Genomic DNA, 1,268 nt, shown 5'->3' with positions numbered 1-1,268 from the left:
GCTCTCGCAGCCGCCAATAATACGCCACTTAATTTATCCGAAATCGCCCTGGGCGATGGCAATGGATCTGTGCCTGTGCCTGGACCTTCATCGACTCTGGTCAATGAAGTTTACCGGGCGCCGATTAATTCCATAACCCAGCACCAGGTAAATCCAGGGTGGTATGTCATCGAACTGATTCTTCCTCCTGATGTTGGCGGGTTCTGGATCAGGGAAATGGCAGTTTATGACAATAATGGTGATGCCATATACCTTGGCAACCATGCGCCGGAATACAAGCCTTTGTTGGCAGAGGGATCGACCAGGGATACTATTATTCGCGTTATCGTAGAGACCAGCAATGCTGCGGAAATAGAACTTATAGTTGACCCTAACATTGTTACCGCGACGCATGATTATGTGCTGGACCAGTTCTCCGATCATGTCGCTGAAGCTGACCCTCACCCACAGTATGCGCTCAAAGTTGGCGTGCAGGAACAGCGTTACACGGCGTTTACGACAACCGGCACGGCGCCTGATTTTGTCGGATCTGTAACCCCGGCATTAACGGCTTATGTTGCCGGTCAGCGATTCAGGGTTAAGTTCCATAATCACATAAACAGTTCGGCGACACTGGATATCAACGGCCTTGGCGCATTGTCTCTCAAGCAGTATGAGGCTGACGGATCAAAAGTTGGTGCCGTTGTAGGCATTAACCAGCTTGTGGATGTTGAGTATGACGGTACCGACTTTGTGGTTCTAAATTCAACGTCGGTTGGGCGTGGAGCACTCAGCAAGGACGTTTCTGGAAACTCTGACGTAACGTTGACGCGGGTGGAATCCGCTAATGAAGTAATTATCCTGACAGGCGCATTGACCGGCAATATATCTGTCATTCTGCAGTTATCACATATCCGCACATGGGTAATCAGGAATCTGACTACCGGTGCGTTTACGGTTAATGTGAAAACGCAATCCGGTACCGGTGTTATCTGCGACCAGAACAACAATACACACGTATTCACGGATGGTGTGAATGTGTATAACTCTATGTCCGGCATGCACGGCATTAAATACCCGGTACGGGTGGCTACAATCGCAAATATAGCGAATCTCGCCAGCGGTGCGCCAAACACGCTGGACGGCATTTCTCTCGTTAAAAACGACCGGATTCTTGTTAAAAGCCAGACCACAAAGAGTCAAAACGGCATTTACATTGTCAGCACGGTCGGGACCGGCTCTGACGGCACATGGGTGAGGGCGGGCGATTCTGACGAGAGTCCTGAGAT

At 50.0% G+C, this 1,268-nt stretch carries 1 protein-coding gene; it reads left to right on the top strand.

Annotation, left to right across the window (positions count from 1 at the left end; all coding sequences use genetic code 11):
* Positions 1 to 1,268 (top strand): phage tail protein (locus BMX44_RS16390; RefSeq protein ID WP_177167809.1); only part of this gene is annotated, 1,268 nt, incomplete at both ends.

Origin of the sequence: Nitrosomonas marina, from assembly GCF_900110145.1 — a bacterium.
Taxonomy (GTDB): Bacteria; Pseudomonadota; Gammaproteobacteria; order Burkholderiales; family Nitrosomonadaceae; genus Nitrosomonas; species Nitrosomonas marina.
The sequence above is the reverse complement of the archived record's forward strand: the minus strand, read 5'-3'. Positions and strand labels throughout refer to the sequence as shown.